Source organism: Arthrobacter sp. Alg241-R88 (genome assembly GCF_900537115.1).
GTDB lineage: Bacteria > Actinomycetota > Actinomycetes > Actinomycetales > Micrococcaceae > Arthrobacter.
Map to the genome: position 1 here is coordinate 476,398 of NZ_UNRG01000001.1, position 26,564 is coordinate 502,961.

Here is a 26,564-nt window from a genome sequence, read left to right on the forward strand (position 1 = left end):
CGGCATCCGTGCCGGGCGGTTTTTGTTTAAGTTTGGAAACCATGCCCGAAGCGGCAGAGTCTTGCCTAAGCTGTAGAAATGGCCGAACCGGATGTGGATCAATCCCCGGAAGAATCCGTTGTCCTGGCAATATCCGAGGTGGACGTCATGCAGCCCGGCGGCGAAACAGCTGCGGGGGACCGCCAGGTTACCGCCGAGTTTGAGGAATGCCACGCCTTGCGGGTGGCCCACGAACTCGCTGCCTGGGGCAACCTGGACCGCTGCCCCACGCTGCAGGAAGCTGCCGAGTTCTGGCAGGGCAACGAATATGAGGAACGGCACCTGTACCTGGCGAGGCTCGGCGCGGAAACTGCTGGCATCTGCTCAGTCACACTCCCAATGCACGAGAACACCCACACCGCTGGAATCGATGTCCTGGTTGCTCCTGTCCACCGGCGCCGAGGACTGGGCCGAGCCCTGCTCAAGCACGCCGAGGCCGTTGCCCGGGAACGTGGCAGGACGTCCCTTGACGCCTATCACGAGGTGCCGTTGGAAACTGCGGACGGTGGAGCCCTGCTGCCCGCGAAATCCGGCGCCGGTGGACTGCCGCTTGACGAGCCCGCGGTGGCCTTTGCGGTTGCTGCCGGCTATGAGCTGGAGCAGGTGGAACGGTCCAGCCGACTGGCCCTGCCTGTGCCGCCGGAACTGCTGGACCGGTTGGAGGCCGACGCCGCCGCCCGGGCCGCGGAATACTCCATCATCGGCTGGAACGACAGCTGCCCGGAAGACCTGCTGCAGGCGTATGCCCACCTGAAAGCGACCATGAGTACGGACGTCCCCATTGCCGGGCTTGATTGGGAACGTGAGGACTGGGATGGTGCCAGGGTCCGGGAGGAGGAGAATACGCTGATCCGCAGTGGAGTCCAATCAGCGGTGACGGCGGCCCGGCACCGGGAGACAGGGCAACTGGCCGCCTACACAGTCCTGAACTGGCGTCCCGGCGTGCCGGACTCCATCGTGCAGCAGGACACCCTGGTCACGTCCGAACACCGCGGCCGCCGCCTGGGCATGCTGACCAAAGTGGCGAACTTGCGGCGGGCCCAGAGCCGGTGGCCGGCGGCACGGTCAGTGTTGACATGGAATGCCAACGAAAACCAACATATGCTGGCCATAAATATTGCACTTGGATTCAAGCCCGCAGGTTATGAAGGCGAGTGGCAGAAACGGCTGGGATGATTCGCCTATGGCAAAAGACGTGAAGATCGAGCAGCTTTGGATTCCCGACTCACTGGACGCGCCGGACGCAGCGGACTTCCTTGCCGCCGTCGAGGTGGGGCGGAAAGTGAGGATGCAGACCTGGGGGAGTGATGACCTCGCCTATGGTCCCTTGGAAAAGCTGCTCGAGTTCCAGGACCCGTACGAGCGCCAGCTGATTCTCGTAGCCAAGGTGGACGGGGAGATCGTGGGAACCGTCGATATCGCCCTGCCCCTCACTGACAACCTGGACCTTGCCGAATTCACCCTCGACATCCTCCCCGAGTTCCAGCGCCAGGGAGTGGGCCGCCGGCTCCTCCAGGCCGCCGAACAGCTGGTCCGCGGCGAGGGGCGCACCATGATCCTGGTGGATACGAACCACCCCGGGGCCTCCCTCCATGAATTCGAGCGCGCCCAGTTGGTTCCGGGCTCGGGCCAGGGCTTCGTACCGTTGGAGAGCCGCGAAGTGGAGTTCGCCCAGCGGACCGGGTACACGCTTCAGCATATTGAGCAGTTCAGCTCGTGCGCGCTGCCGCTGGACACAAAGCTGGTGGCCGACCTGCAGGCTGAGGCGGATGAGGCCAACAACGGCCGCTACCGGCTGCACCACTGGACGGACCGCTGCCCGGACCAGTGGCTGGAGGCCGTCGCGGCCCTTGAGAACCAAGCGGGGGCCGACGTCGATCCCGCCCTGGACCCGCCGGTTGAGCAGGACATGGTGCTCGACGGCGCCATCCTCCGGGAAGCTGAAGAGGTTGCCATCGCGCAGGGCAGGCGGACCGTGGTCACCGCAGTCGAACATCTTGCCTCGGGAACGCTCGTGGGCCTGACCACCATCACGGTACTGGCGCACCGTGCCGACGTCGTTTTCCAGGACGACACCCTGGTGCTGCAGGAGCACAGGGGGAACAAGCTGGGCCTGCTGATCAAGGTGGCCAACATGGAACGGCTCACCGAGCAGTTTCCGGACGCGCGGGTCATCTATACCTGGAACGCCCCGGAAAACCGGTACCTCCTGACCGTGAACCAGCAGCTGGGTTTCCAGACTGCCGGGGTCACCGGGATCTGGCAAAAGGAGCTTCCGCACGTGCACACCAGCACCAGCTAACGGCCCGATTTGGAGGACCGGCGGCTCTCCCCGTAGACTTGAAGGACCAAAGACCGTCGGTTGTTGGAAATCCACTCTCTCGAACATGGCTCAACTCTGCAGTTGTGCGCGGGAGACGCAGTGGCTTTCTGGACGAAGGACCCTCAACGTAGGGCGGCCGGCGCAGGTGAACGAAGCAAAAGCTCCATGGAAACATCTGTGTTGAGCCAAGCCCCGTGCATCTGCGCGGGGCGTTTTTAGTTTTAGCTCATCCGAGCGGGGACCGTCGCATACCGGCACTATCCCCGGAAGGAGGGTTATGGCAACGCCTACTAAGGTTTCAGCAGTAGCTGAGATCACTAACGATTTCAAGGAATCGAACGCCGCTGTCCTGACCGAATACCGCGGGCTCACCGTTGCACAGCTCAAGCAGCTGCGTGTTTCTCTCGGCCAGGACACCAAGTTCGCGGTCGTCAAGAACACCCTGACCGCCATTGCAGCCAAGGAAGCCGGTGTTGAAGCATTCAACGACCAGCTCTCCGGCCCCACTGCAATCGCGTTCATCAAGGGTGACGCAGTTGCCGCTGCCAAGAGCCTGACGGATTTTGCCAAGGCCAACAAGCAGCTGGTCATCAAGACCGGTTACTTCGAGGGCAAGGCACTGGACGCCAGCGAGGTTGCCGCGCTGGCAGCGCTCGAGTCCCGCGAGCTGCAGCTCGCCAAGGTTGCAGGCGTCCTCAAGGCCCCTGCTGCCGCAGCTGCACGCATCATCGACGCGCTGCGCCTCAAGCTTGAAGAAGAGAACGGTGCACCGGCGGCTGCCGAAGCGCCTGCCGCTGAAGAAGCTGCTGCTGATGCTTCAGCTGAAGCCCCGGCTGAAGCTCCCGCAGCCGAAGAGAACTAATTCTCTTTACCCCACAAGACTCCGGTGTGAAGCACGGCCGCGTGCCGCTGATCACCACAACAGGAAGGACGCCTACCATGGCGAAGCTCACCAACGAAGAGCTCATTGAAGCTTTCAAGGAACTGACCATCATCGAGCTCTCCGAGTTCGTCAAGCTCTTCGAAGAGACCTTCGAAGTTACCGCTGCTGCGGTAGCTGTTGCCGGCCCCGCCGGTGCTGCTGCTGAAGAGGTTGAAGAGAAGACTGACTTCGACGTCGTCCTCGAAGCTGCCGGCGACAAGAAGATCGCAGTGATCAAGGAAGTTCGCGCCATCACTTCCCTGGGCCTCAAGGAAGCCAAGGACCTGGTTGACAGCGCTCCCAAGGCTGTCCTCGAAGGTGCAACCAAGGAAGCTGCCGAGAAGGCCAAGGAGCAGCTCGAGGCTGCAGGCGCCACCGTTACCCTCAAGTAACAACGCGCTTTTCCTCAAAAGCCCCGTCCACGTTTGTGGGCGGGGCTTTTGCGTTTCCAGCCCAAGTAGGTAGCGCTATGTGTCGTTTTCAGGGCTCAAAACGACACATAGCGCTACCCAGTTGGGCCCGGGGGATGTCAGGCGGGGTCGCTGATGTCTGCGACGACGGCACCCAGGGCCGCAGTCAGGGCGTCGGCGTCAACGAATGCGCTGTAGCCGTGGGCTCCTGCGCCCATTGAGATCCGCCGGCCGGTAATGGTGGCGTCCGCGTAGACGGGCCAGGGTTGAGTGCTCCCCAGCGGCGTGATGGTGCCGCGTTCGTATCCGGTGGCCTCAAGCGCCACGTCCGCGGGCGGCAGCGACAGTTTGTTCACGCCCACGAGGGTCCGCAGCTTGGGCCAGGAGATCTGGCGGTCTCCCGGGATGAGGGCGAACAGGAACGAGCCGTCCTTGTGCTTGACCACCAGTGACTTCACGATGTCCCCGGGGCTGATGCCCAGGATCCCGGCCGCCTCTTCAAGACTTCTGGCGGCCGGCCGTTCCACCACCTGCACCTGCAGGCCCCTGGCGGCTGCATCCGCCAGGAACCGTTCGCGTCCGACGCCGTCCGTTCCGTTCGCTGGTATGCCCGCCATCAGTCGCGGTACAGGAGGAGGGCTTCGCCCTGTCCGCCGCCCCCGCACAGGGACACCGCGGCTTTGCCTGTTCCGCGCCGTTTGAGTTCATGGGCGGCATGTACAGCGAGCCGGGCCCCGGATGCGCCGATGGGGTGGCCCAGGGCGATGGCACCACCATGGATGTTGCACTTTTCGAGGGGGTAATCGAGGTCCTGCAGCGACTGGACTGCCACGGAACCGAACGCTTCGTTGATCTCGATAAAGTCCAAATCGGCAGTGGTCCAGCCCGCACGCCCCAAGGCGTTCTTAATGGCGTTGGACGGCTGGGAATGCAGGGAGTTGTCCGGCCCGGCAACCTGCCCGGGCTTGCCGACAACCGCCAGGTATTCGAGTCCGTTCTCCTCGGCAAACGCGCGGGAGGAGAGGACCAGGGCCGCGGCTCCATCAGACAGGGGAGAGGAATTGCCGGCGGTAATGGTGCCGTCGGTGACGAAGGCGGCCCGCAGCCCGGCGAGGGACTCAACGGAGGCGTTGGGGCGGACACCTTCATCCGTGGAGACAACCAGGGGATCGCCCTTGCGCTGCTTGACGCTGAGGGGAACGATTTCGTCGTCGAAGGTGCCGTTCTTGGCGGCCAGCGCGGCACGCTGGTGCGACTGGGCGGCCACATTGTCCTGGGATGTCCTGTCGATGCCCAGCGTGAGGTTACGGGTTTCGGTGGACAGGCCCATCGACTGGCCGTCAAAGGCATCCGTGAGTCCATCGTGCGCAGCCACGTCCAGTGCCTGGATGGAGCCGTAGGTCCACCCTTGCCGTGAGCCGGGCAGCACGTGCGGTGCCCGGGTCATGGACTCCTGCCCGCCGGCCACCACCACGGCCGCCTCACCGCCGCGGATCATCCGGGCAGCGTCGATCACCGCGGTCAGACCCGAGAGGCAGACCTTGTTCACGGTGACGGCAGGAACATTCCAGCCGATGCCGGCGCCGATGGAGCTCTGCCGTGCGGGATTCTGGCCGGCACCCGCCTGGAGCACCTGTCCCATGATGACGGCCTCCACCTGCCCGGCGTCGATCCCGCTTGCCTTCAGGGCCGCCTTGATGGCGTGGGCCCCGAGGTCGACGGCGGTAAAGCTCGCCAGCTGGCCGTTGATACGGCCTTGGGGAGTACGAACTGCTGCGAGGATGACAACGTCAGTGTTGTCCGCGGAGTTGCCCATGTTTATCTCTTCCGATCTGATCCGTTGTAGGCCACTAAGGCTATCGTGACGCTGGTCACCCATATATTCAAACGCCCCGGCCGCTATGTGCATTCCGGCCGTGCCCCTGACCCCGAGACGGCAGCGGCGGGGGAGGACTCCCCATCCCCGGGACGTGCGCGACGACGGCGGCCTGCGTAGGGTGGACGACGGACACTTTTGCAGGGGGACAGCAGGTCCGTCCCCCGGGGACGCTTGGAGCAGCACCGTGAAAAAAATCCTGGCGATGGCAGCAGCCATCGGCTTTGCGTCACTGACGGCCTGTTCCGTTTCCACGCCGGATCCCAATGCCGCCTCAACGGCGCCGGCCGCGGATGAGCCAAGCCGGGCAAACTCTCCCCGCGCTACCGGCTCCGCTGGAAGCGCCACGAACGCGCCGCCGTCGTCGGCTTCAGGGGAAGCGGCTTCAGGGGGAGCCGCAGCGGTGGGAGCAAAAGGTACCTGTGAACTCTTCAACGAACTGATTGCGGAGTACAAGGCCGTCCCGGCCGATGACCCGGATGGCTTTGAGGACATCTACCTGCGGGCCGAAGACGCCAAGGACTCAACAGCCGGTGACCTCCAGGGGCTCTTCGCGTCACTGAGCCTGCTCGCCATCGACCATTCAGCCGCGGCGGAATCCGGCGGCGTGCCGGCGCAGGAGTCCCGGGACGCAGTCAGGGATGCGGTGTTTGCCAACGCCGGGACGTGCACGGGCGAAGGTGTCACCCTGCGGCTTTAGTTCCGCCTCCCGCAAGCAGCCCGGAAAACCGGTGCTTGCAATCGGGCCGGATGTGGGGTAGACATGTAGGTTATTTTGCCGTATCGTAGATATTTGCGTCTTCCCTGTTTACCTTCAGCCTTCATATAGCGGTGGGCTTTCGCCTGGCAGCTGGCAATCAACGTGCCGTCAACAACGTCACAGCATGGTCAGCACCGGCCCCGGGTCATATAGCGGAACCGGATGGTAGCACTGCGGAGCATTCCGCAGGGTGCACAGCGGGGGAGATCTGAAAACGCCTGAAGGTCTGTGGAAGGATCCCTCTTGGTCGCCTCGAGCACCTCTAATAACGAAACCGCTAACACCGCCGACAGCACTGATGGTGCCACTCGCCGGCTCTCATTCGCAAAGATTCACGAACCTCTTGACGTTCCGAATCTGCTTGCCCTCCAGACGGACAGCTTCGACTGGCTGGTTGGAAACGAACGCTGGCAGGCACGCGTAGCGAAAGCTGTCGAAGAAAACGATCTTAGCGTCGCCACCACGTCCGGTCTTTCGGACATCTTCGAAGAGATCTCTCCGATTGAGGACTTCCAGGGCACCATGTCCCTGAGCTTCTCCGATCCCGAGTTCGCTGACCCGAAGTACACCATGGCCGAGTGCAAGGACCGGGACGCAACGTACTCGGCTCCGCTGTACGTCAAGGCTGAGTTCATGAACAACAACACGGGTGAGATCAAGCAGCAGACCGTGTTCATGGGCGACTTCCCGCTGATGACCGAGAAGGGCACCTTCGTGGTCAACGGCACCGAGCGTGTCGTCGTCTCCCAGCTGGTCCGTTCCCCGGGCGCCTACTTTGAGCGTGCCGCCGACAAGACCAGCGACAAGGACATCTTCACTGCGAAGATCATCCCGTCCCGCGGCGCCTGGTTCGAGCTCGAAATCGACAAGCGCGACCAGGTCGGCGTTCGCCTCGACCGCAAGCGCAAGCAGTCGGTCACCGTCCTGCTGAAGGCCCTCGGCTGGACCGAAGGCCAGATCCTCGAAGAGTTCGGCCAGTACGACTCCATGCGGGCAACCCTGGAGAAGGACGCCACCGAGACCCGCGAAGACGCGTTGCTGGACATCTACCGGAAGCTGCGCCCGGGCGAGCCCCCCACCGTCGAGGCTGCCCAGTCGCTGCTGGACAACCTGTACTTCAACTCCAAGCGCTACGATCTGGCCAAGGTTGGCCGCTACAAGATCAACCGCAAGCTTGGCATCGACCGCTCCCTTGGCGACAAGGAAGCATCGGTCCTGCACGTTGAAGACATCGTGGCCATGATCAAGTTCCTCGTCGCGCTGCACGCCGGCGAGAAGACCATCAAGGGCACCCGCGATGGCCAGGAAGTGGACCTGCGCGTCGAAATCGACGACATCGACCACTTCGGCAACCGCCGCATCCGCGCCGTCGGCGAACTCATCGAGAACCAGGTCCGCACCGGCCTGTCCCGCATGGAGCGCGTTGTCCGCGAGCGTATGACCACCCAGGACGTCGAGGCCATCACGCCCCAGACCCTGATTAACATCCGCCCCGTGGTTGCAGCCATCAAGGAGTTCTTCGGAACCTCCCAGCTGTCGCAGTTCATGGACCAGAACAACCCGCTCTCGGGCCTGACCCACAAGCGCCGCCTGTCGGCCCTTGGCCCCGGTGGTCTGTCCCGTGACCGCGCCGGCATGGAAGTCCGTGACGTACACCCGTCCCACTACGGACGTATGTGCCCCATCGAAACCCCTGAAGGCCCGAACATTGGTCTGATCGGTTCGCTGGCATCCTACGGACGCATTAACCCGTTCGGCTTCATCGAGACCCCGTACCGCCTGGTCAAGAACGGCGTCGTTTCCGACGACGTCCAGTACCTGACGGCCGACGACGAGGCTGAGGTGCTCATCGCCCAGGCCAACGCGCCGCTGGACGAGAACAAGAAGTTCGCCGAAGACACCGTCCTGGTGCGTGCCCGTGGTGGTGGAGGCGAGCCTGTGCTCGTACCCGCCGAGGACGTCGAGTTCATGGACGTTTCCCCGCGCCAGATGGTGTCCGTGGCTACCGCCCTGATCCCGTTCCTCGAGCACGACGACGCCAACCGCGCACTCATGGGTGCCAACATGCAGCGCCAGGCCGTGCCGCTGGTCCGTTCCGAGGCTCCCTTTGTGGGCACCGGCATGGAGCGCGCCGCAGCCGTCGACGCCGGCGACGTTGTCATCGCCAAGAAGGCCGGTGTGGTCACCGAGGTTTCCGCCGAGCTCGTCATCATGCTCAACGACGACGGCACCGAGACCAACTACCGCATCAACAAGTTCGCCCGCTCCAACCAGGGCAACTGCTACAACCACCGTGTCCTGGTGAACGAAGGCCAGCGCCTGGAAGTTGGCGGCATCATCGCCGACGGCCCGGCAACGGACCAGGGCGAGCTCGCCCTCGGTAAGAACCTGCTCGTGGCATTCATGTCATGGGAAGGCCACAACTTCGAGGACGCCATCATCCTCTCGCAGCGCATCGTTGCCGAGGACGTTCTTTCCTCCATCCACATCGAGGAGCACGAGATCGATGCCCGCGACACCAAGCTCGGTGCCGAGGAAATCACCCGTGACATCCCCAACGTGTCCGAGGAAGTACTGGCAGGCCTGGACGAGCGCGGCATCATCCACATTGGTGCCGAGGTTGAAGCAGGGGACATCCTGGTTGGAAAGGTCACCCCGAAGGGTGAAACCGAACTGACCCCGGAAGAGCGCCTGCTGCGCGCCATCTTCGGTGAGAAGTCCCGCGAAGTCCGCGACACCTCCCTGAAGGTGCCCCACGGCGAGTCCGGCACCGTCATCGGAGTGCGCGTCTTCGACCGCGACAACGACGACGAGCTGCCCCCGGGCGTGAACCAGCTGGTCCGCGTCTACGTGGCTGCAAAGCGTAAGATCACCGACGGCGACAAGCTCGCCGGCCGCCACGGCAACAAGGGCGTTATCTCCAAGATCCTCCCGATCGAGGACATGCCCTTCCTTGCCGACGGTACCCCCGTTGATATCGTCCTGAACCCGCTGGGTGTCCCGGGCCGTATGAACGTGGGCCAGGTGCTTGAGACGCACCTCGGCTGGGTTGCCAAGACCGGTTGGAAGATCGAAGGCGAGCCCGAGTGGGTCAAGCAGCTGCCGAACCTGCCGCGCGAGAGTGGCCAGACCACTGTTGCAACGCCGGTGTTCGACGGCGCCCGCGAAGAGGAAATCACGGGCCTGCTGGACTCCACCAACGTGACCCGTGACGGCGAACGCCTGATCAACTCCTCCGGCAAGACCCGTCTGTTCGACGGCCGCTCCGGCGAGCCGTTCCCGGATCCGATCTCGGTCGGCTACATGTACATCCTGAAGCTCCACCACCTGGTGGACGACAAGATCCACGCGCGCTCCACCGGCCCGTACTCCATGATCACCCAGCAGCCGCTGGGTGGTAAGGCACAGTTCGGTGGCCAGCGCTTTGGTGAAATGGAAGTGTGGGCGCTCGAAGCTTACGGCGCTGCCTACACGCTCCAGGAACTCCTCACGATCAAGTCTGATGACATCCACGGTCGTGTGAAGGTCTACGAAGCCATCGTCAAGGGCGAGAACATCCCCGAGCCGGGCGTTCCCGAGTCCTTCAAGGTCTTGATCAAGGAAATGCAGTCGCTGTGCCTGAACGTGGAAGTCCTCTCCACGGACGGAACCACAATTGAAATGCGTGACTCTGATGACGCAGTCTTCACCGCTGCGGAAGAACTGGGCATCGATCTGTCTCGTGCAGAGCCCAGTTCGGTAGAAGAGGTCTAGCAGAGCGTCCGACGGCGGGTGACCACCCGCCGTCGGGCCTCTCCCTCTTCCCGTAACCAAGACTTCAGAATTTAGAGAACAAGAGAGAACAGGGACCATATGTCCAGCGAATCCTCCTTCGGCCTCATGCAGATCGGCCTCGCCACCGCGGAAGACATCCGTGGCTGGTCTTACGGCGAGGTTAAGAAGCCGGAAACCATCAACTACCGCACGCTCAAGCCCGAGAAGGACGGACTCTTCTGCGAGAAGATCTTCGGCCCGTCCCGGGACTGGGAATGCTACTGCGGCAAGTACAAGCGCGTGCGCTTCAAGGGCATCATCTGTGAGCGTTGTGGCGTTGAAGTCACCCGCGCAAAGGTCCGCCGCGAACGCATGGGCCACATCGAGCTGGCCGCACCCGTCACGCACATCTGGTACTTCAAGGGTGTTCCCTCCCGCCTGGGCTACCTCCTTGACCTGGCACCGAAGGACCTCGAAAAGGTCATCTACTTCGCTGCCTACATGATCACCAGCGTCGACGAAGCTGCCCGCCACGAGGAACTGCCCAACCTGCAGGTTGAGCACGACATCGAGAAGAAGCAGCTGATCGACAACCGCGACTCCGACATCGCGGCGATCGCCCGCGACCTCGAAGGCGAAATTGCCCGCCTTGAGGGTGAAGGCGCGAAGGCTGCGGACAAGAAGAAGGCCCGCGACTCCGCCGACCGCCAGATGGCCAACGTGCGCAAGCGTGCCGACGCCGACATCGAGCGACTCGAGCAGGTCTGGGACCGTTTCAAGAACCTCAAGGTCGCCGACCTCGAAGGTGACGAAGGCCTGTACCGCGAACTGCGCGACCGCTACGGCATGTACTTCGAAGGCTCCATGGGTGCCGAAGCCATCAAGAAGCGTCTTGAGAGCTTCGACATGCAGGCCGAGTCGGACCTGCTGCGCGACATCATCGCCAACGGCAAGGGCCAGCGCAAGACCCGCGCCCTCAAGCGCCTGAAGGTGGTCAACGCGTTCCTGACCACCAACAACAGCCCGCTTGGCATGGTCCTCGACGCCGTCCCGGTGATCCCGCCGGAACTGCGCCCCATGGTCCAGCTGGACGGTGGCCGCTTCGCGACCTCCGACCTCAACGACCTGTACCGCCGTGTGATCAACCGCAACAACCGCCTCAAGCGCCTGCTTGACCTGGGTGCTCCGGAGATCATCGTCAACAACGAGAAGCGCATGCTTCAGGAAGCTGTTGACAGCCTCTTCGACAACGGCCGCCGCGGCCGTCCGGTCACCGGACCGGGCAACCGTCCGCTGAAGTCCCTGAGCGACATGCTCAAGGGCAAGCAGGGCCGTTTCCGCCAGAACCTCCTCGGCAAGCGCGTCGACTACTCCGGCCGCTCGGTCATCGTCGTCGGCCCGCAGCTGAAGCTGCACCAGTGCGGCCTGCCCAAGCAGATGGCCCTGGAGCTCTTCAAGCCGTTCGTGATGAAGCGCCTGGTTGACCTCAACCACGCCCAGAACATCAAGTCGGCCAAGCGCATGGTGGAGCGGTACCGTCCGCAGGTTTGGGACGTGCTGGAAGAGATCATCACCGAACACCCGGTGCTGCTCAACCGTGCACCTACCCTGCACCGCCTCGGCATCCAGGCGTTCGAGCCGCAGCTTGTTGAAGGTAAGGCAATCCAGCTCCACCCGCTGGTTTGTGGCGCCTTCAACGCCGACTTCGACGGCGACCAGATGGCAGTCCACCTGCCGCTGAGCCCCGAAGCGCAGGCTGAGGCCCGCATCCTGATGCTGTCCTCGAACAACATCCTGAAGCCCTCTGACGGACGCCCGGTCACCCTGCCTTCGCAGGATATGATCATCGGCCTCTACCACCTGACCACCAAGCGTGTGGGTTCAGCTGGCGAAGGCCGCGTCTTCGGTTCGGTTGCGGAAGCCATCATGGCGTTCGATGCCCGTGAGCTGCACCTGAACTCGCAGGTCAAGATCCGCCTCGAAGGCTTCGTGCCCTACGCCGGCTGGGAAGCTCCGGAAGGCTGGGAGCCGGGTCAGCCCGCGCTCGTCCAGACCTCCCTGGGCCAGGTTCTCTTCAACGAGACCCTGCCCGAGGACTACCCGTGGGTTGAGGCTGTTGCCGACAAGGGCGAGCTGTCCCGCATCGTCAACGATCTCGCGGAGCGCTACCCGAAGGTTGTCACCGCGGCAACGCTGGACAACCTGAAGGATGCCGGTTTCTACTGGGCCACCCGCTCAGGCGTCACCGTCGCCATCTCGGACATCGAGGTTCCGGCCGCTAAGCCGGCCATCCTCGCCGGTTACGAGGAGCGGGCTGCAAAGATCCAGGGCCAGTACGACAAGGGCCTGATCGACGACGACGAGCGCCGCCAGGAACTGATCGAGATCTGGAACAAGGCAACCAACGAGATCGCCCAGGCGATGCGCGACAGCCTGTCGCCGATGAACACCATCAACCGCATGGTGTCCTCCGGTGCACGTGGTAACTGGATGCAGGTCCGCCAGATCGCGGGTATCCGTGGCCTGGTGGCCAACCCGAAGGGTGAAATTATTCCCCGTCCCATCAAGTCCTCCTACCGCGAGGGCCTGTCGGTTCTGGAATACTTCATCGCCACGCACGGCGCCCGTAAGGGTCTTGCTGACACCGCTCTGCGTACCGCCAACTCGGGTTACCTGACCCGTCGTCTGGTGGACGTGTCCCAGGACGTCATCGTCCGCGAAGAGGACTGCGGCACCGAGCGCGGCCTGGTCACGCCCATTGCCGTCGCCGATTCCAACGGTGAGCTGGTGCTGGACGAGAACGTCGAGAACAGTGCATACGCACGTACGCTCGCCGTCGACGTCGTGGACTCCGAGGGCAACGTCCTCGCAGCCGCCGGCACCGACTGCGGTGACGTAGTGATCGCCGAGCTGTTCGCGGCCGGCATCACCGAGGTCAAGGTCCGCTCCGTACTCACCTGTGAGTCCAGCGTCGGCACCTGCGCCCTGTGCTACGGCCGTTCGCTGGCCACCGGCAAGACCGTGGACATCGGTGAGGCCGTGGGCATCATCGCCGCACAGTCCATCGGTGAGCCCGGTACCCAGCTGACCATGCGTACGTTCCACACCGGTGGTGCAGTCTCCGCCAGCGGCGGCGACGACATCACCCAAGGTCTGCCCCGTATCCAGGAGCTCTTCGAAGCCCGTACTCCGAAGGGTGTTGCACCGATTGCAGAAGCAGCCGGCCGCATCACCATCGAAGAGTCCGAGCGCCAGATGCGCCTGGTCATCACTCCTGATGACGGAACCGAAGAGATCGCCTACCCGGTCCTGCGCCGTTCACGCCTGCTGATCGAGGATGGCGACCACGTCACCGTCGGCCAGAAGCTGATCAACGGACCGGTGGATCCCAAGCAGGTCCTGCGCATCATGGGTCCGCGTGCGGCACAGAAGTTCCTGGTGGACGAAGTCCAGGGCGTGTACCGCAGCCAGGGCATCGGTATCCACGACAAGCACGTCGAGGTTATCGTCCGCCAGATGCTGCGCCGCGTCACGGTCATCGAGTCCGGCGAATCGGACCTGCTGCCCGGCGAGCTCGCCGAGCGCAGCCGCTTCGAGGACGCCAACCGCCGTGTTGTGTCCGAGGGCAAGACTCCGGCTTCCGGACGTCCTGAGCTCATGGGCATCACCAAGGCGTCGCTGGCCACCGAGTCCTGGCTGTCCGCGGCTTCCTTCCAGGAGACCACCCGCGTCCTGACGCAGGCGGCCATGGAAGGCAAGAGCGACCCGCTGCTCGGCCTCAAGGAGAACGTCATCATCGGTAAGCTGATCCCGGCCGGCACGGGCCTCCCGCGCTACACCGAGGTCACCGTCGAGCCCACTGAAGAAGCAAAGGCCAACCTGTTCACCGGCCCCAGCGCATTCAGTGACTTCTCGTACGACACCCTGGGCGGCGACGGAGCTCCTGAGTTCCACGCCATCCCGCTGGATGACTACGACCTGGGCAACGACTTCCGCTAAGGAAGTTCCGCTGATTGGCTGAAGGCCCCGCCTCCACGTTTGTGGGGGCGGGGCCTTCCCCTTTCCCAACTGGGTAGCAGTAAGTGTCGTTTTGACCTCCAAAACGACACTTACTGCTACCTACTTGGGGGAGCGGGACGCCGATTAAGGCATGGACAGCGTCCGTGCTAGACTTGTTACCAATTGTTATTGTGGCAGTGGATGAGTGCGCCGGTTCCAGCTGAAAGGCTGAACCAGAGCGACGTTTCCGGTTTGCAGGGTTCTTGTGCAACGTATGCCACATTTTTGCATGCCTAGGGACCATTGAAGACGCGAGTCAGGTCATTCCCTGCGTATGCGATCCGACTATTAAGGCTTCGCCTTCGCCGCCTTGGAGATCTTCTTCAAGGCCCAGGCGGCGGGGCAACGCAAAGGAGAGTGGCTGGAAGCGGCCACTCCGGATAAAACGGAGAACACGAGAGTGCCTACGATTAACCAGCTGGTCCGCAAGGGCCGCACGCCTAAGGTCTCAAAGACCAAGGCCCCCGCGCTTAAGGGCAGCCCCATGCGCCGCGGTGTTTGCACCCGCGTCTACACCACCACCCCGAAGAAGCCGAACTCGGCTCTGCGTAAGGTGGCACGTGTGCGCCTCAACGGCGGCGTTGAAGTGACCGCCTACATCCCCGGTGTGGGACACAACCTGCAGGAGCACTCCATTGTGCTCGTTCGCGGTGGTCGTGTGAAGGACCTCCCGGGTGTCCGCTACAAGATCGTCCGTGGCGCCCTCGATACCCAGGGTGTCAAGAACCGTAAGCAGGCCCGCAGCCGCTACGGCGCAAAGATGGAGAAGAAGTAATATGCCTCGCAAGGGTCCGGCCCCCAAGCGGCCGCTCGTACTAGATCCCGTTTACGGCTCCCCGCTGGTTACCCAGCTCATCAACAAGGTGCTCGTTGACGGCAAGAAGTCCACGGCAGAGCGCATCGTCTACGGTGCCCTCGAAGGCGCACGCGCCAAGTCCGGCGGCGACCCCGTAGCAGCCCTCAAGAAGGCCATGGACAACGTCAAGCCTTCCCTCGAGGTCCGCTCCCGCCGCGTCGGTGGCGCCACCTACCAGGTTCCGGTTGAGGTCAAGCCGGGCCGCTCCACCGCACTCGCCCTGCGCTGGCTGGTTGGCTACTCCAAGGCCCGCCGCGAAAAGACGATGACCGAGCGCCTCCAGAACGAAATCCTGGATGCCTCCAACGGTCTCGGTGCCGCTGTGAAGCGTCGCGAAGACACCCACAAGATGGCCGAGTCCAACAAGGCCTTCGCACACTACCGCTGGTAATACTTCCCGTACGCCGCCGGCTCAACCGAGCCGGCGGCGAACGTGTAGTCCATCCCAAAAGGAGACCCCGTGGCACAGGACGTGCTTACCGACCTTAGTAAGGTCCGCAACATCGGCATCATGGCCCACATTGATGCCGGAAAGACCACCACCACCGAGCGCATCCTGTTCTACACGGGTGTGAACCACAAGATCGGCGAAACGCACGACGGCGCTTCGACCACCGACTGGATGGAACAGGAAAAGGAACGCGGCATCACCATCACGTCTGCCGCCGTGACCTGCTTCTGGGAAAACAACCAGATCAACATCATCGACACCCCCGGCCACGTTGACTTCACCGTTGAGGTTGAGCGCTCCCTGCGCGTCCTCGACGGTGCCGTCGCCGTTTTCGATGGCAAGGAAGGCGTTGAGCCGCAGTCTGAGACCGTTTGGCGCCAGGCTGACAAGTACAACGTCCCGCGCATCTGCTTCGTCAACAAGATGGACAAGCTCGGTGCCGACTTCTACTTCACCGTAGACACCATCATCAGCCGCCTCGGCGCCAAGCCGCTCGTTATGCAGCTGCCCATCGGTGCCGAGAACGACTTCATCGGCGTCGTGGACCTGCTCTACATGCGTGCACTGGTGTGGCCCGGCGATGCCAAGGGTGACGTCACCATGGGCGCGAAGTACGAGATCCGCGAGATCCCGGCTGACCTCCAGGAAAAGGCCGAAGAGTACCGCGCAGCGCTCGTTGAGACCGTTGCAGAGTCCTCTGAGGAACTCATGGAGAAGTACCTCGAGGGTGAAGAGATCTCCATCGACGAGCTCAAGGCCGGCATCCGCAAGATGACGATCAACTCCGAGCTCTACCCGATCTTCTGCGGTTCCGCGTTCAAGAACCGTGGCGTTCAGCCGATGCTCGATGCAGTTGTCGACTACCTGCCGAACCCGCTCGACGTCCCTCCGATGGTCGGCCACGATCCTCGCGACGACGAGAAGGAACTGACCCGCAAGCCTTCCTCCGAAGAGCCGTTCTCCGCTCTCGCATTCAAGATTGCGGCGCACCCCTTCTTCGGCCAGCTCACCTTCATCCGCGTGTACTCCGGTCACGTGGAAGCAGGCGCGCAGGTGGTCAACTCCACCAAGGGCAAGAAGGAGCGCATCGGCAAGCTGTTCCAGATGCACGCCAACAAGGAAATGCCTGTTGAGGGCGCTACCGCCGGCCACATCTACGCAGCGATCGGTCTGAAGGACACCACCACGGGTGACACCCTGTGCGACTCCGCCAACCAGATCGTCCTCGAGTCCATGAGCTTCCCGGAGCCCGTGATCTCGGTTGCCATCGAGCCGAACACCAAGGGTGACCAGGAGAAGCTCTCCACGGCTATCCAGAAGCTCTCCGCTGAGGACCCCACCTTCCAGGTGTCCCTCAACGAAGACACCGGCCAGACCATCATCGCCGGCATGGGCGAGCTCCACCTGGACATCCTGGTGGACCGCATGCGCCGCGAGTTCAAGGTCGAGGCCAACGTTGGTAAGCCCCAGGTTGCCTACCGCGAAACCATCAAGCGTGCCGTGGAACGCCACGACTACACGCACAAGAAGCAGACCGGTGGTTCAGGTCAGTTCGCAAAGATCCAGATTGCGATCGAACCGCTGGACACCGCCGAGGGCGAGCTGTACGAGTTCGAGAACAAGGTCACCGGTGGCCGCGTTCCCCGCGAGTACATCCCGTCGGTTGACGCTGGTATCCAGGATGCCCTGAACGACGGCGTCCTGGCCGGCTACCCGGTTGTGGGCATCAAGGCCACGCTGGTTGACGGCGCCTACCACGATGTTGACTCCTCGGAAATGGCGTTCAAGATCGCCGGCCGGATGGCTTTCAAGGAAGCTGCCCGCAAGGCGAACCCTGTTCTGCTCGAACCGCTGATGGATGTCGAGGTCCGCACCCCTGAGGAATACATGGGTGAAGTTATCGGTGACCTCAACTCCCGCCGTGGCCAGATGCAGTCCATGGAAGATGCACAGGGCGTCAAGGTCATCCGTGCGCACGTTCCGCTGTCCGGCATGTTCGGCTACATCGGTGACCTGCGCTCGAAGACCCAGGGCCGCGCTGTGTACTCCATGACGTTCAACAGCTACGCCGAGGTCCCGAAGGCAGTTGCCGACGAGATCATCCAGAAGACCCGCGGCGAATAGTCTTTCGGACTTTCGAAGCGAACAAACTCGGGTGTGCTTCCGGTAGACGGAGGCCCGCCTGGTGCAGGTGGCCGGTTTTCCGGCCGGATGCAGTCCGGCCAAGCCGGGTTCCGGCCATCTGCACGAACAGGCTCGAGGGACTAGTATTAGTTCCTGAATCTGCAATTTCACCAATCCAAAGCCCCCCAAGTAGACTTACCTGAGTTTCTGCCGCGACAAGCGCGGCTGAAGGGTATGTCATTTGAAAACGTTCTAGGAGGAACCTGTGGCAAAGGCAAAGTTCGAGCGGACTAAGCCGCACGTTAACATCGGCACCATTGGTCACGTTGACCACGGTAAGACGACGTTGACGGCCGCCATTTCCAAGGTGCTGTACGACAAGTACCCGACTCTCAACGAGAAGCGTGACTTCGCGTCGATTGACTCTGCTCCCGAAGAGCGTCAGCGCGGCATTACCATCAACATCTCCCACGTTGAGTACCAGACCGAAAAGCGCCACTACGCACACGTAGACGCCCCCGGTCACGCTGACTACATCAAGAACATGATCACCGGTGCTGCACAGATGGACGGTGCAATCCTCGTGGTTGCCGCCACTGACGGCCCGATGGCACAGACCCGTGAGCACGTTCTGCTCGCCCGCCAGGTTGGTGTTCCCTACCTGCTGGTCGCGCTGAACAAGTCCGACATGGTTGACGATGAGGAACTGCTGGACCTCGTTGAAATGGAAGTTCGTGAGCTCCTCAGCTCGCAGGGCTTCGATGGCGACGAAGCACCGGTTGTCCGCGTTTCCGGCCTCAAGGCACTGGAAGGCGACCCGGAGTGGGTCAAGTCCGTCGAGGACCTGATGGCTGCTGTTGACGAGTCTGTTCCGGACCCCGTACGTGACCGTGACAAGCCGTTCCTGATGCCGATCGAGGACGTCTTCACCATCACCGGCCGTGGCACCGTTGTTACGGGCCGCGCCGAGCGTGGAACCCTCGCCATCAACTCCGAGGTCGAGATCGTCGGCATCCGCCCGGTCCAGAAGACCACGGTTACCGGTATCGAGATGTTCCACAAGCAGCTCGACGAAGCATGGGCCGGCGAGAACTGTGGCCTCCTGCTCCGCGGTCTGAAGCGCGATGACGTAGAGCGTGGCCAGGTTGTCGTCAAGCCGGGTTCCATCACCCCGCACACCGACTTCGAGGCTAACGTCTACATCCTCTCCAAGGACGAAGGCGGACGTCACAACCCGTTCTACTCCAACTACCGCCCGCAGTTCTACTTCCGTACCACGGACGTAACCGGCGTTATCACCCTGCCCGAGGGCACGGAAATGGTTATGCCTGGCGACAACACTGAGATGACCGTTGCGCTCATCCAGCCCATCGCTATGGAAGAGGGCCTCGGCTTCGCAATCCGCGAAGGCGGCCGCACCGTTGGTTCGGGACGCGTTACCAAGATCAACAAGTAATTCTTGTTTGAACTGAAGAACAGCCCCGCTGCTACTGCAGCGGGGCTGTTCTTTTTGGTTAACTCCTGCCTGATACTGTTGCTGGACCGAAAGGAGTTCATCATGGGATGGCTTATTTTTCTGATCATCGTTGTCGCCGTGGTCGCCGGTGTCTTCTGGGCCAAGAAGCACTTCCGCCACGAAATCGATCGCGCCAAGCGGATCAACCGGGCGAACAAAAACCAGTAGCGGAGCGCGGGCCTAGCCGGCCGCCGCCCGCCGAGCCTTGCTGAGTGACTGGTACCAGTAGAAGGACTGCTTGGGCGTGCGCTCCAGCGTTTCGAAATCCACGTGGACCAGGCCGAAGCGCTGGGAGTAACCGGCCGCCCATTCGAAATTGTCCATCAGGGTCCACACGTAGTAGCCGCGCAGGTCCACGGCCGAGGCCATCCCGCCGGGCGAGGTGGCGTCCAGTGCTGCGCGCAGGTGCGAGGCGATGTAATTCAGGCGGTCCTCATCCTGGACGGGCCCGGACACTTGGTCGGGCTCGGGGTAGCTGGCGCCGCCTTCGGTGATGTAAACCGGGGGGAGTGCAGCCCCATACCGGTCCTGGAGCTCCTTGAGCAGGATGCCCAGGTGCTCAGGAGCCACAGGCCAGCCGAATCCGGTGCTGCTGTATTCCGGGTAGCCCACCTCATGGAAAGGAAGCCGGGCTACCGCCTTGTGCGTATTGGCGGGAATAGGCGTCACCCCGCGGCCCAATGCAACCTTCACCGGGAAGTAGTAGTTGAGGCCGTAGAAGTCCAGTGGCTGGTGGATGGTCTGCAGGTCAGCGTCGGAAATCCGGCCGATTGACCGCAGCCACGGCCTCGCGTACAGGGGAAGGTGCGGATAGCGGCCCAGCAGTACGGGGTCGGCGTAGATCCTGTTCATCAGGAGGTCGTACAGCTTCGCCACCAGCCGGTCTCCGACCTTTCCGCTGGCAGGCCGGACAGGGGAGTGCAGGTTCGTTACACCTACGTCTCCCTTCACCCCTGCCGCACGAAGGGCCTGCGCGCCGAGGCCGTGGGCCAGAAGTTGGTGGTGGATTGCCGGAAGGGCATCGAACATCAGGGTGTGGCCCGGGGCGTGCACGCCCAGGGCGTAGCCGTTCAGGGTTACCGACAGCGGTTCGTTGAGTGTCACCCACTGTGACACGCGGTCCCCGAAGCGTTCGCCGGCGGCAGCGGCATACTCGCCAAACCGTTCCGCTGTTTCACGGTTCATCCAACCACCGCGGTGTTCCAGCGGCAGGGGAGTATCCCAGTGATAAAGGGTGGCCATGGGGGAGATGCCGGCCGCCAGCAGCTGGTCAATCAGCCGGTCGTAGAAGTCCAGTCCCTCCGCGTTGAGTCGCCCCTGGCCGTCGGGCTGGATCCTTGGCCAGGACAAGGAGAAGCGGTAGGAGTCCACGCCCAGCTCCTGCAGGAGGGTGATGTCCTCGGGCAGGCGGTTATAGTGGTCGCAGGCCACGGCGGGGGAATGCCCGTCCATAATGCTGCCGGGCTTCTCGGCGAAGGCGTCCCACCCGGACGGGCCCCGGCCGCCCTGGGTCAGGGCTCCTTCGATCTGAAAGGCTGCGGCTGCGACGCCCAGGGTGAACGACGGCGGCATGCGGCTGGCCAGTTCGGTCACGGATTCGGTGCTTTCCAGCGTCATGCCCCTATCATCCATTCCGGTGTTGCCGAAGGCAATGATTCCTCGGACTGGCCCCTCGAATGGGCCAATTCGCTTCTGGCTGCAAATTCCGGCATACTAGATGAGTTGTTCAAGCGCTTCTTCGTGTCCCGATCCGGATAATGCCGGGTGCCAGGGTCCAAGTGGAAGACCAAACATAACCCCCTCCCCATGGAATTGCGGATTTGTATGCGTGCCAAGCGCGACACGCCCGACCGCGGGGGTCGGTTACGCCGGCAAGGTGAGGAACCCGGATTCATCCGGATTCAGCTTGTGCGGCGGATGGTGGTTACGACCTCAATTGCTTCGGCAGCCATACAACGAGTAAGTGAACAGGGCAGCCCCAACCAGGGGAAGCACAGACTGAAAGAGAGTCAGGCGACATGGCGGGACAAAAAATCCGCATCCGGCTGAAGTCATACGACCACGAGGTCATTGACGTTTCAGCACGGAAGATCGTTGAGACGGTCACGCGCGCAGGCGCAACGGTAGTTGGCCCCGTGCCGCTGCCGACGGAGAAGAACGTGTACTGCGTCATCCGCTCTCCGCACAAGTACAAGGACAGCCGCGAGCACTTCGAAATGCGCACGCACAAGCGTCTTATCGACATCATCGATCCCACGCCGAAGGCTGTTGACTCGCTTATGCGTCTCGACCTGCCGGCAGACGTGAACATCGAAATCAAGCTGTAGGGAGGTGCTGAGAGACTATGACCGCAACCCGTAACGTAAAGGGCCTGCTGGGCACGAAGCTCGGCATGACCCAGGTCTGGGACGAGAACAACAAGCTCATCCCCGTCACTGTGGTCCAGGCAGATTCGAACGTCATCACCCAGCTGCGCAACGCAGAAGCTGATGGCTACGTAGCCGTACAGATCGGCTACGGCCAGATCGATCCCCGCAAGGTCACCAAGCCGCTGGCTGGTCACTTTGAGAAGGCAGGCGTCACGCCTCGCCGCCACGTCGTCGAACTCCGTACCGCAGATGCTGCTGAGTACGAGCTGGGCCAGGAGCTCTCCGTAGAGGTCTTCGAAGCCGGCCAGAAGATCGACGTCATCGGCACCACCAAGGGTAAGGGCTTCGCCGGTGTTATGAAGCGTCACGGCTTCCACGGCGTTGGAGCTTCCCACGGTGCCCACAAGAACCACCGTAAGCCCGGTTCAATCGGTGGCGCATCCACCCCGAGCCGCGTCTTCAAGGGCATGAAAATGGCCGGCCGCATGGGCGCCGTTCGTCACACCACGCTGAACCTCACGGTTCACGCGGTTGACGTCGAGAAGTCGCTGCTCCTTATCAAGGGCGCCGTTCCCGGTGCCCGCGGCCAGGTCGTACTCGTACGCACCGCCGTGAAGGGAGCCTAGTTCAATGGCTAACACTGTCCAGGTTGACCTGCCTGCAGAGATCTTCGACGTTCAGACCAACGTGCCGCTGCTGCACCAGGTCGTCGTTGCCCAGCTCGCTGCTGCTCGCCAGGGTACCCACAAGACCAAGACCCGCGCTGAAGTTTCCGGTGCAGGACGCAAGCCGTTCAAGCAGAAGGGCACCGGCCGCGCCCGTCAGGGTTCCATCCGTGCTCCTCACATGACCGGCGGTGGCATTGTCCACGGTCCCACTCCGCGTGACTACAGCCAGCGCACCCCCAAGAAGATGATTGCTGCTGCACTGCGCGGCGCACTGTCTGACCGGGCGCGTAACGGACGCATCCACGTTGTTGCCGAACTGGTTGAGGGCTCCAAGCCGTCCGCCAAGGGTGCACTTGCAACGCTGCGCGGCGTTTCCGACCGCAAGAACCTGCTGGTTGTCATCGAGCGCGCCAACGATGTTGCTGCACTGTCCGTGCGCAACCTCGCCGGTGTTCACGTTCTGTACGCAGACCAGCTGAACACCTACGACGTTCTCGTGTCTGATGACGTTGTCTTCACCAAGGCTGCCTACGAAGCATTCGTTGCCGGCAAGGCAGTGGCAAAGAACGAGGAGGATGCCAAGTGAGTGCAGCCACCATCAAGGATCCCCGCGACGTCGTGCTTGCGCCCGTCGTGTCGGAAAAGAGCTACGGCCTGATCGACGAGGGCAAGTACACCTTCCTGGTGGACCCCCGGTCGAACAAGACCGAGATCAAGCTGGCCGTGGAGAAGATCTTCTCCGTCAAGGTCGAATCGATCAACACCATCAACCGTGCCGGTAAGCGCAAGCGCACCAAATTCGGATGGGGTACCCGCAAGAACACCAAGCGTGCGATTGTCACCCTCAAAGAAGGCACTATCGACATCTTCGGCGGTCCGCTCGCGTAGCGGAGACCACTTTAACGAGGAAATAAATTATGGGAATCCGTAAATACAAGCCGACTACCCCGGGCCGTCGTGGCTCGAGCGTAGCGGACTTCATCGAAATCACGCGGTCGACGCCGGAAAAGTCGTTGGTACGTCCGCTGCCCAAAAAGGGCGGCCGTAACAACACCGGTAAGATCACCACCCGTCACAAGGGTGGCGGACACAAGCGCCAGTACCGTCTGATCGACTTCCGTCGCCACGACAAGGACGGCGTTGACGCCCGCGTTGCTGAAATTGAGTACGATCCGAACCGTACGGCTCGCATCGCCCTCCTGCACTACGTTGATGGCACCAAGCGCTACATCATCGCGCCGAACAAGCTGTCCCAGGGTGACTTCGTAGAGGCAGGTGCCAACGCTGACATCAAGCCTGGCAACAACCTGCCCCTGCGCAACATCCCGGTGGGTACCGTTATCCACGCAGTTGAACTGCGCCCGGGTGGTGGCGCCAAGATGGGCCGCTCCGCCGGTGCATCCATCCAGCTCGTCGCCAAGGAAGGCCGCTTCGCCCAGCTGCGTCTGCCTTCCGGTGAAATCCGCAACGTTGACGTGCGCTGCCGCGCAACCGTCGGCGAGGTGGGCAACGCCGAGCAGTCCAACATCAACTGGGGCAAGGCCGGCCGCATGCGCTGGAAGGGCGTCCGCCCGACCGTCCGTGGTGTCGCCATGAACCCGGTTGACCACCCGCACGGTGGTGGCGAGGGCAAGACGTCCGGTGGACGTAACCCCGTCAACCCGAACGGTCAGCGGGAAGGCCGCACCCGCCGCCCCAACAAAGAGAGCGACAAGCTTATTGTTCGTCGCCGTCGTACTGGCAAGAACAAGCGATAGGAGCCTGGACACATGCCACGCAGCCTGAAAAAAGGTCCTTTCGTTGACCAGCACCTCTTTGTGAAGGTAGCCAGGGAAAACGAAAAGGGCACCAAGAACGTCATCAAGACCTGGTCACGCCGTTCGATGATCATCCCCGACATGCTCGGGCACACGATCGCCGTACACGACGGACGCAAGCACATCCCGGTGTTTGTTACTGAGTCGATGGTCGGGCACAAGCTCGGCGAATTCGCTCCCACGCGGACATTCCGCGGCCATGTCAAGGACGACCGTAAGGGCAAGCGCCGCTAGGCGCCTGCACTTACGTCAAAGACGAGAGAAGGAAAGCAATGGAAGCCAAGGCAATTGCGCGCCACATCCGCGTAACGCCTATGAAGGCCCGGCGCGTCGTCAACCTTGTTCGTGGTTTGCAAGCGAATGAGGCTCTGGCAATTCTGAAGTTTGCCCCACAGGCAGCTTCAGAGCCGGTATTCAAGGTAGTTCAGTCGGCAATCTCCAACGCCCGGGTCCTCGCGGACCGCGACGGCGTGGCGTTTGACGAAGGCGACCTCATCATCAGCGAAGCGTTTGTTGATGAAGGCCCGACCATGAAGCGGTTCCAGCCGCGTGCCCAGGGTCGTGCATTTCAGATCAAGAAGCGCACCAGCCACATCACCGTGGTAGTCGCTACCCCGGAGAAAGAGGAGGCTCGCTAAGTGGGACAGAAAGTAAACCCGCACGGGTTCCGACTCGGCATCACCACCGATCACGTATCGCACTGGTTCGCTGACAGCACCAAGGCCGGCCAGCGGTACAAGGACTTCGTTCGCGAAGACATCCGTATCCGCCAGCTCATGTCCACGGGCATGGAGCGCGCCGGTATCGCCAAGGTTGAGATCGAGCGCACCCGTGACCGCGTCCGCGTGGACATCCACACGGCCCGCCCGGGCATCGTCATCGGCCGCCGTGGAGCAGAAGCAGACCGCATCCGCGGCGAGCTCGAAAAGCTCACCGGCAAGCAGGTCCAGCTGAACATCCTCGAGGTCAAGAACCCCGAGATGGAAGCACAGCTTGTTGCCCAGGGCGTTGCTGAGCAGCTGACTTCACGTGTGGCTTTCCGCCGCGCAATGAAGAAGGCCATGCAGTCCGCACAGCGTGCAGGTGCCAAGGGCATCCGTATCGCCTGCTCCGGTCGACTGGGTGGCGCTGAAATGTCCCGCTCGGAGTTCTACCGCGAAGGCCGTGTGCCCCTGCACACCCTCCGCGCGAACATCGACTACGGCTTCTACGAAGCCAAGACCACCTTCGGCCGCATCGGTGTGAAGGTTTGGATCTACAAGGGTGACGTCACCGCCAAGGAACTGGCCCAGCAGGCCGCTTCCGCCCCGTCCCGTGGCCGCGGTCCCAGCGACCGTCCGGGCCGCCCGGGTGGCGCTGACCGTGGTGACCGCCGCCGTCGCAACGACCGTCCGGCCGCTGACGCAGCTCCTGCTGCCGAGGCTCCGGCAGCTGAAGCTGCTGCTCCGGCAGCAGAAGGAGGACAGGCTTAAATGCTTATCCCACGTCGAGTCAAGCACCGTAAGCAGCACCACCCGGGTCGTTCCGGCGCTGCTACGGGCGGCACCAAGGTCACTTTCGGTGAGTACGGCATCCAGGCCCTGAGCCCGGCATACGTCACCAACCGTCAGATCGAGTCCGCCCGTATTGCCATGACCCGCCACATCAAGCGTGGCGGTAAGGTCTGGATCAACATCTACCCGGACCGTCCCCTCACCAAGAAGCCTGCCGAAACCCGCATGGGTTCCGGTAAGGGTTCACCGGAATGGTGGGTCGCAAACGTCAAGCCGGGTCGGGTTCTCTTTGAGATCTCCGGCGTCGAAGAATCGGTAGCACGCGAGGCCCTGCGCCTGGCAATCCACAAGCTCCCGTTGAAGGCACGCATTCTGCGTCGCGAAGGTGGTGAATAGAAATGGCAGTAGGATCCAAGGATCTGGCTCCCGCACAGCTGGACGGTTTCGACAACGAGCGTCTCGTTGAAGAACTCCGCAAGGCCAAGGAAGAGCTGTTCAACCTGCGTTTCCAGTCCGCCACCGGACAGCTGGAGAACCACGGTCGTCTGCGCGCGGTAAAGAAGGACATCGCCCGCATCTACACCGTTCTCCGTGAGCGCGAGCTGGGCATTCGTGCCGAGGTTGCCGCACCGGTTGTGGAAGCCAAGGAAGAAAAGAAGTCCAAGAAGGCAGCAACCAAGAAGGCCGACAAGGCTGAAACGGTTGAGACCGAGGAGGATGCCAAGTGAGTGAAAAGGACGAGAACGTGACCGAAACTGCTACCGCAGCCACGGCTGAGCAGCGCGGTTACCGCAAGACGCGTCGCGGCTACGTGGTCTCTGACAAGATGGAAAAGACCATCGTTGTCCAGGTTGAAGACCGCGTGAAGCACGCCCTGTACGGCAAGGTCATCCGCCGTACCTCCAAGGTCAAGGCTCACGACGAAGAGAACACCGCCGGCATCGGCGACCTCGTTGTCATCGCCGAGACCCGTCCGCTGTCCGCCACCAAGAACTGGCGGCTCGTGGAGATCCTCGAGAAGGCCAAGTAGCACCTGCTGCTTCGGTATCCGGAAGCCCCTGCTCCCTTTGGGAGCGGGGGCTTCCGCGTTTAACAGCCGCCGCCGGGCACGCTTTGGGGACCGGACGA

26 protein-coding genes are annotated in these 26,564 nt (G+C 62.5%); 23 read left to right on the top strand and 3 right to left on the bottom strand.

Annotated elements, in window-relative coordinates; genetic code table 11:
- Positions 1–78 precede the first annotated feature (78 nt).
- From G6R19_RS02170 to rplL, 4 genes are all read left to right on the top strand, one after another.
- Positions 79–1,215, top strand: a complete 1,137-nt coding sequence (locus G6R19_RS02170; protein WP_240341731.1) for a GNAT family N-acetyltransferase — start codon at positions 79–81, stop codon at positions 1,213–1,215.
- Between the two features lie 7 nt (positions 1,216–1,222).
- Positions 1,223–2,341, top strand: coding sequence for a GNAT family N-acetyltransferase (locus G6R19_RS02175; protein WP_163161879.1), 1,119 nt, complete (start codon positions 1,223–1,225; stop codon positions 2,339–2,341).
- A gap of 298 nt (positions 2,342–2,639) precedes the next feature.
- Complete coding sequence (gene rplJ, locus G6R19_RS02180) at positions 2,640–3,224, top strand: 50S ribosomal protein L10 (protein ID WP_163161881.1); 585 nt, start codon at positions 2,640–2,642, stop codon at positions 3,222–3,224.
- 77 nt (positions 3,225–3,301) lie between these two features.
- On the top strand, positions 3,302–3,676 hold the full coding sequence (gene rplL / locus G6R19_RS02185; protein WP_066277893.1) for a 50S ribosomal protein L7/L12: 375 nt from the start codon (positions 3,302–3,304) through the stop codon (positions 3,674–3,676).
- A gap of 137 nt (positions 3,677–3,813) precedes the next feature.
- Here the strand turns inward: rplL and G6R19_RS02190 are convergent, their stop codons facing one another.
- Together G6R19_RS02190 and G6R19_RS02195 are read right to left on the bottom strand one after the other, a co-directional pair.
- Positions 3,814–4,311 carry a YbaK/EbsC family protein gene (locus G6R19_RS02190; protein ID WP_163161883.1) on the bottom strand — a complete coding sequence of 166 codons (498 nt, stop codon included), beginning with the start codon at positions 4,309–4,311 and terminating at the stop codon, positions 3,814–3,816.
- Complete coding sequence (locus G6R19_RS02195; RefSeq protein WP_163161885.1) at positions 4,311–5,510, bottom strand: acetyl-CoA C-acetyltransferase; 1,200 nt, start codon at positions 5,508–5,510, stop codon at positions 4,311–4,313. The genes G6R19_RS02190 and G6R19_RS02195 overlap by 1 nt, the downstream gene beginning before the upstream one ends.
- A 247-nt stretch (positions 5,511–5,757) precedes the next feature.
- On the opposite strand from G6R19_RS02195, the gene G6R19_RS02200 reads away from it, so the two are divergent.
- From G6R19_RS02200 to G6R19_RS02235, 8 genes are all read left to right on the top strand, one after another.
- Positions 5,758–6,270: a hypothetical protein gene (locus G6R19_RS02200; protein ID WP_240341732.1), complete on the top strand. Its 513-nt coding sequence runs from the start codon at positions 5,758–5,760 to the stop codon at positions 6,268–6,270.
- Positions 6,271–6,573: 303 nt separating this feature from the next.
- Positions 6,574–10,083 (top strand): DNA-directed RNA polymerase subunit beta, encoded by a 3,510-nt coding sequence (rpoB, locus tag G6R19_RS02205; RefSeq protein WP_091415051.1) that lies wholly within the window; start codon positions 6,574–6,576, stop codon positions 10,081–10,083.
- A gap of 99 nt (positions 10,084–10,182) precedes the next feature.
- On the top strand, positions 10,183–14,082 hold the full coding sequence (locus G6R19_RS02210; RefSeq protein ID WP_163161886.1) for a DNA-directed RNA polymerase subunit beta': 3,900 nt from the start codon (positions 10,183–10,185) through the stop codon (positions 14,080–14,082).
- 460 nt (positions 14,083–14,542) lie between these two features.
- On the top strand, positions 14,543–14,917 hold the full coding sequence (gene rpsL / locus G6R19_RS02215; protein WP_009358312.1) for a 30S ribosomal protein S12: 375 nt from the start codon (positions 14,543–14,545) through the stop codon (positions 14,915–14,917).
- Between the two features lies 1 nt (position 14,918).
- A complete protein-coding gene (gene rpsG, locus G6R19_RS02220; protein ID WP_026531948.1) occupies positions 14,919–15,389 on the top strand; it encodes a 30S ribosomal protein S7 in 471 nt (156 codons plus the stop codon).
- A gap of 69 nt (positions 15,390–15,458) precedes the next feature.
- The gene (gene fusA / locus G6R19_RS02225; RefSeq protein ID WP_163161888.1) at positions 15,459–17,573 is read left to right on the top strand and encodes an elongation factor G; all 2,115 of its coding nucleotides are present in this window, start codon (positions 15,459–15,461) and stop codon (positions 17,571–17,573) included.
- A 265-nt stretch (positions 17,574–17,838) separates the two neighbouring features.
- The gene (tuf, locus tag G6R19_RS02230) at positions 17,839–19,029 is read left to right on the top strand and encodes an elongation factor Tu (RefSeq protein ID WP_163161890.1); all 1,191 of its coding nucleotides are present in this window, start codon (positions 17,839–17,841) and stop codon (positions 19,027–19,029) included.
- Between the two features lie 3 nt (positions 19,030–19,032).
- The gene (locus G6R19_RS02235; protein ID WP_163161109.1) at positions 19,033–19,257 is read left to right on the top strand and encodes a hypothetical protein; all 225 of its coding nucleotides are present in this window, start codon (positions 19,033–19,035) and stop codon (positions 19,255–19,257) included.
- Positions 19,258–19,269: 12 nt separating this feature from the next.
- Here the strand turns inward: G6R19_RS02235 and G6R19_RS02240 are convergent, their stop codons facing one another.
- Positions 19,270–20,706, bottom strand: coding sequence for a GH1 family beta-glucosidase (locus tag G6R19_RS02240; RefSeq protein ID WP_163161892.1), 1,437 nt, complete (start codon positions 20,704–20,706; stop codon positions 19,270–19,272).
- Positions 20,707–21,107: 401 nt separating this feature from the next.
- Between G6R19_RS02240 and rpsJ the strand changes: the two genes are divergently transcribed.
- The 11 genes from rpsJ to rpsQ are packed head-to-tail and all read left to right on the top strand — an operon-like array spanning position 21,108 to position 26,466.
- On the top strand, positions 21,108–21,416 hold the full coding sequence (gene rpsJ, locus G6R19_RS02245) for a 30S ribosomal protein S10 (RefSeq protein WP_003803825.1): 309 nt from the start codon (positions 21,108–21,110) through the stop codon (positions 21,414–21,416).
- A 17-nt stretch (positions 21,417–21,433) separates the two neighbouring features.
- On the top strand, positions 21,434–22,084 hold the full coding sequence (rplC, locus tag G6R19_RS02250; RefSeq protein WP_013601833.1) for a 50S ribosomal protein L3: 651 nt from the start codon (positions 21,434–21,436) through the stop codon (positions 22,082–22,084).
- 4 nt (positions 22,085–22,088) lie between these two features.
- Positions 22,089–22,712, top strand: a complete 624-nt coding sequence (gene rplD, locus G6R19_RS02255) for a 50S ribosomal protein L4 (protein ID WP_163161894.1) — start codon at positions 22,089–22,091, stop codon at positions 22,710–22,712.
- Positions 22,709–23,014, top strand: coding sequence for a 50S ribosomal protein L23 (gene rplW / locus G6R19_RS02260; protein WP_011692807.1), 306 nt, complete (start codon positions 22,709–22,711; stop codon positions 23,012–23,014). The genes rplD and rplW overlap by 4 nt, the downstream gene beginning before the upstream one ends.
- A gap of 29 nt (positions 23,015–23,043) precedes the next feature.
- Positions 23,044–23,883: a 50S ribosomal protein L2 gene (rplB, locus tag G6R19_RS02265; protein ID WP_009358305.1), complete on the top strand. Its 840-nt coding sequence runs from the start codon at positions 23,044–23,046 to the stop codon at positions 23,881–23,883.
- Positions 23,884–23,895: 12 nt separating this feature from the next.
- Positions 23,896–24,177 (top strand): 30S ribosomal protein S19, encoded by a 282-nt coding sequence (rpsS, locus tag G6R19_RS02270; protein ID WP_003803803.1) that lies wholly within the window; start codon positions 23,896–23,898, stop codon positions 24,175–24,177.
- Between the two features lie 38 nt (positions 24,178–24,215).
- Positions 24,216–24,581 (top strand): 50S ribosomal protein L22, encoded by a 366-nt coding sequence (gene rplV / locus G6R19_RS02275; RefSeq protein ID WP_009358304.1) that lies wholly within the window; start codon positions 24,216–24,218, stop codon positions 24,579–24,581.
- Complete coding sequence (rpsC, locus tag G6R19_RS02280; protein ID WP_142038804.1) at positions 24,582–25,415, top strand: 30S ribosomal protein S3; 834 nt, start codon at positions 24,582–24,584, stop codon at positions 25,413–25,415.
- Positions 25,416–25,832, top strand: coding sequence for a 50S ribosomal protein L16 (gene rplP, locus G6R19_RS02285; RefSeq protein WP_050054315.1), 417 nt, complete (start codon positions 25,416–25,418; stop codon positions 25,830–25,832). It begins immediately after the preceding gene.
- A 2-nt stretch (positions 25,833–25,834) separates the two neighbouring features.
- The gene (rpmC, locus tag G6R19_RS20525) at positions 25,835–26,164 is read left to right on the top strand and encodes a 50S ribosomal protein L29 (RefSeq protein WP_163161897.1); all 330 of its coding nucleotides are present in this window, start codon (positions 25,835–25,837) and stop codon (positions 26,162–26,164) included.
- Entirely contained in the window at positions 26,161–26,466 is a 306-nt protein-coding gene (rpsQ, locus tag G6R19_RS02295; RefSeq protein WP_104042537.1) for a 30S ribosomal protein S17, read from the top strand. Before rpmC ends, rpsQ begins: the two co-directional genes overlap by 4 nt.
- Positions 26,467–26,564 lie beyond the last annotated feature (98 nt).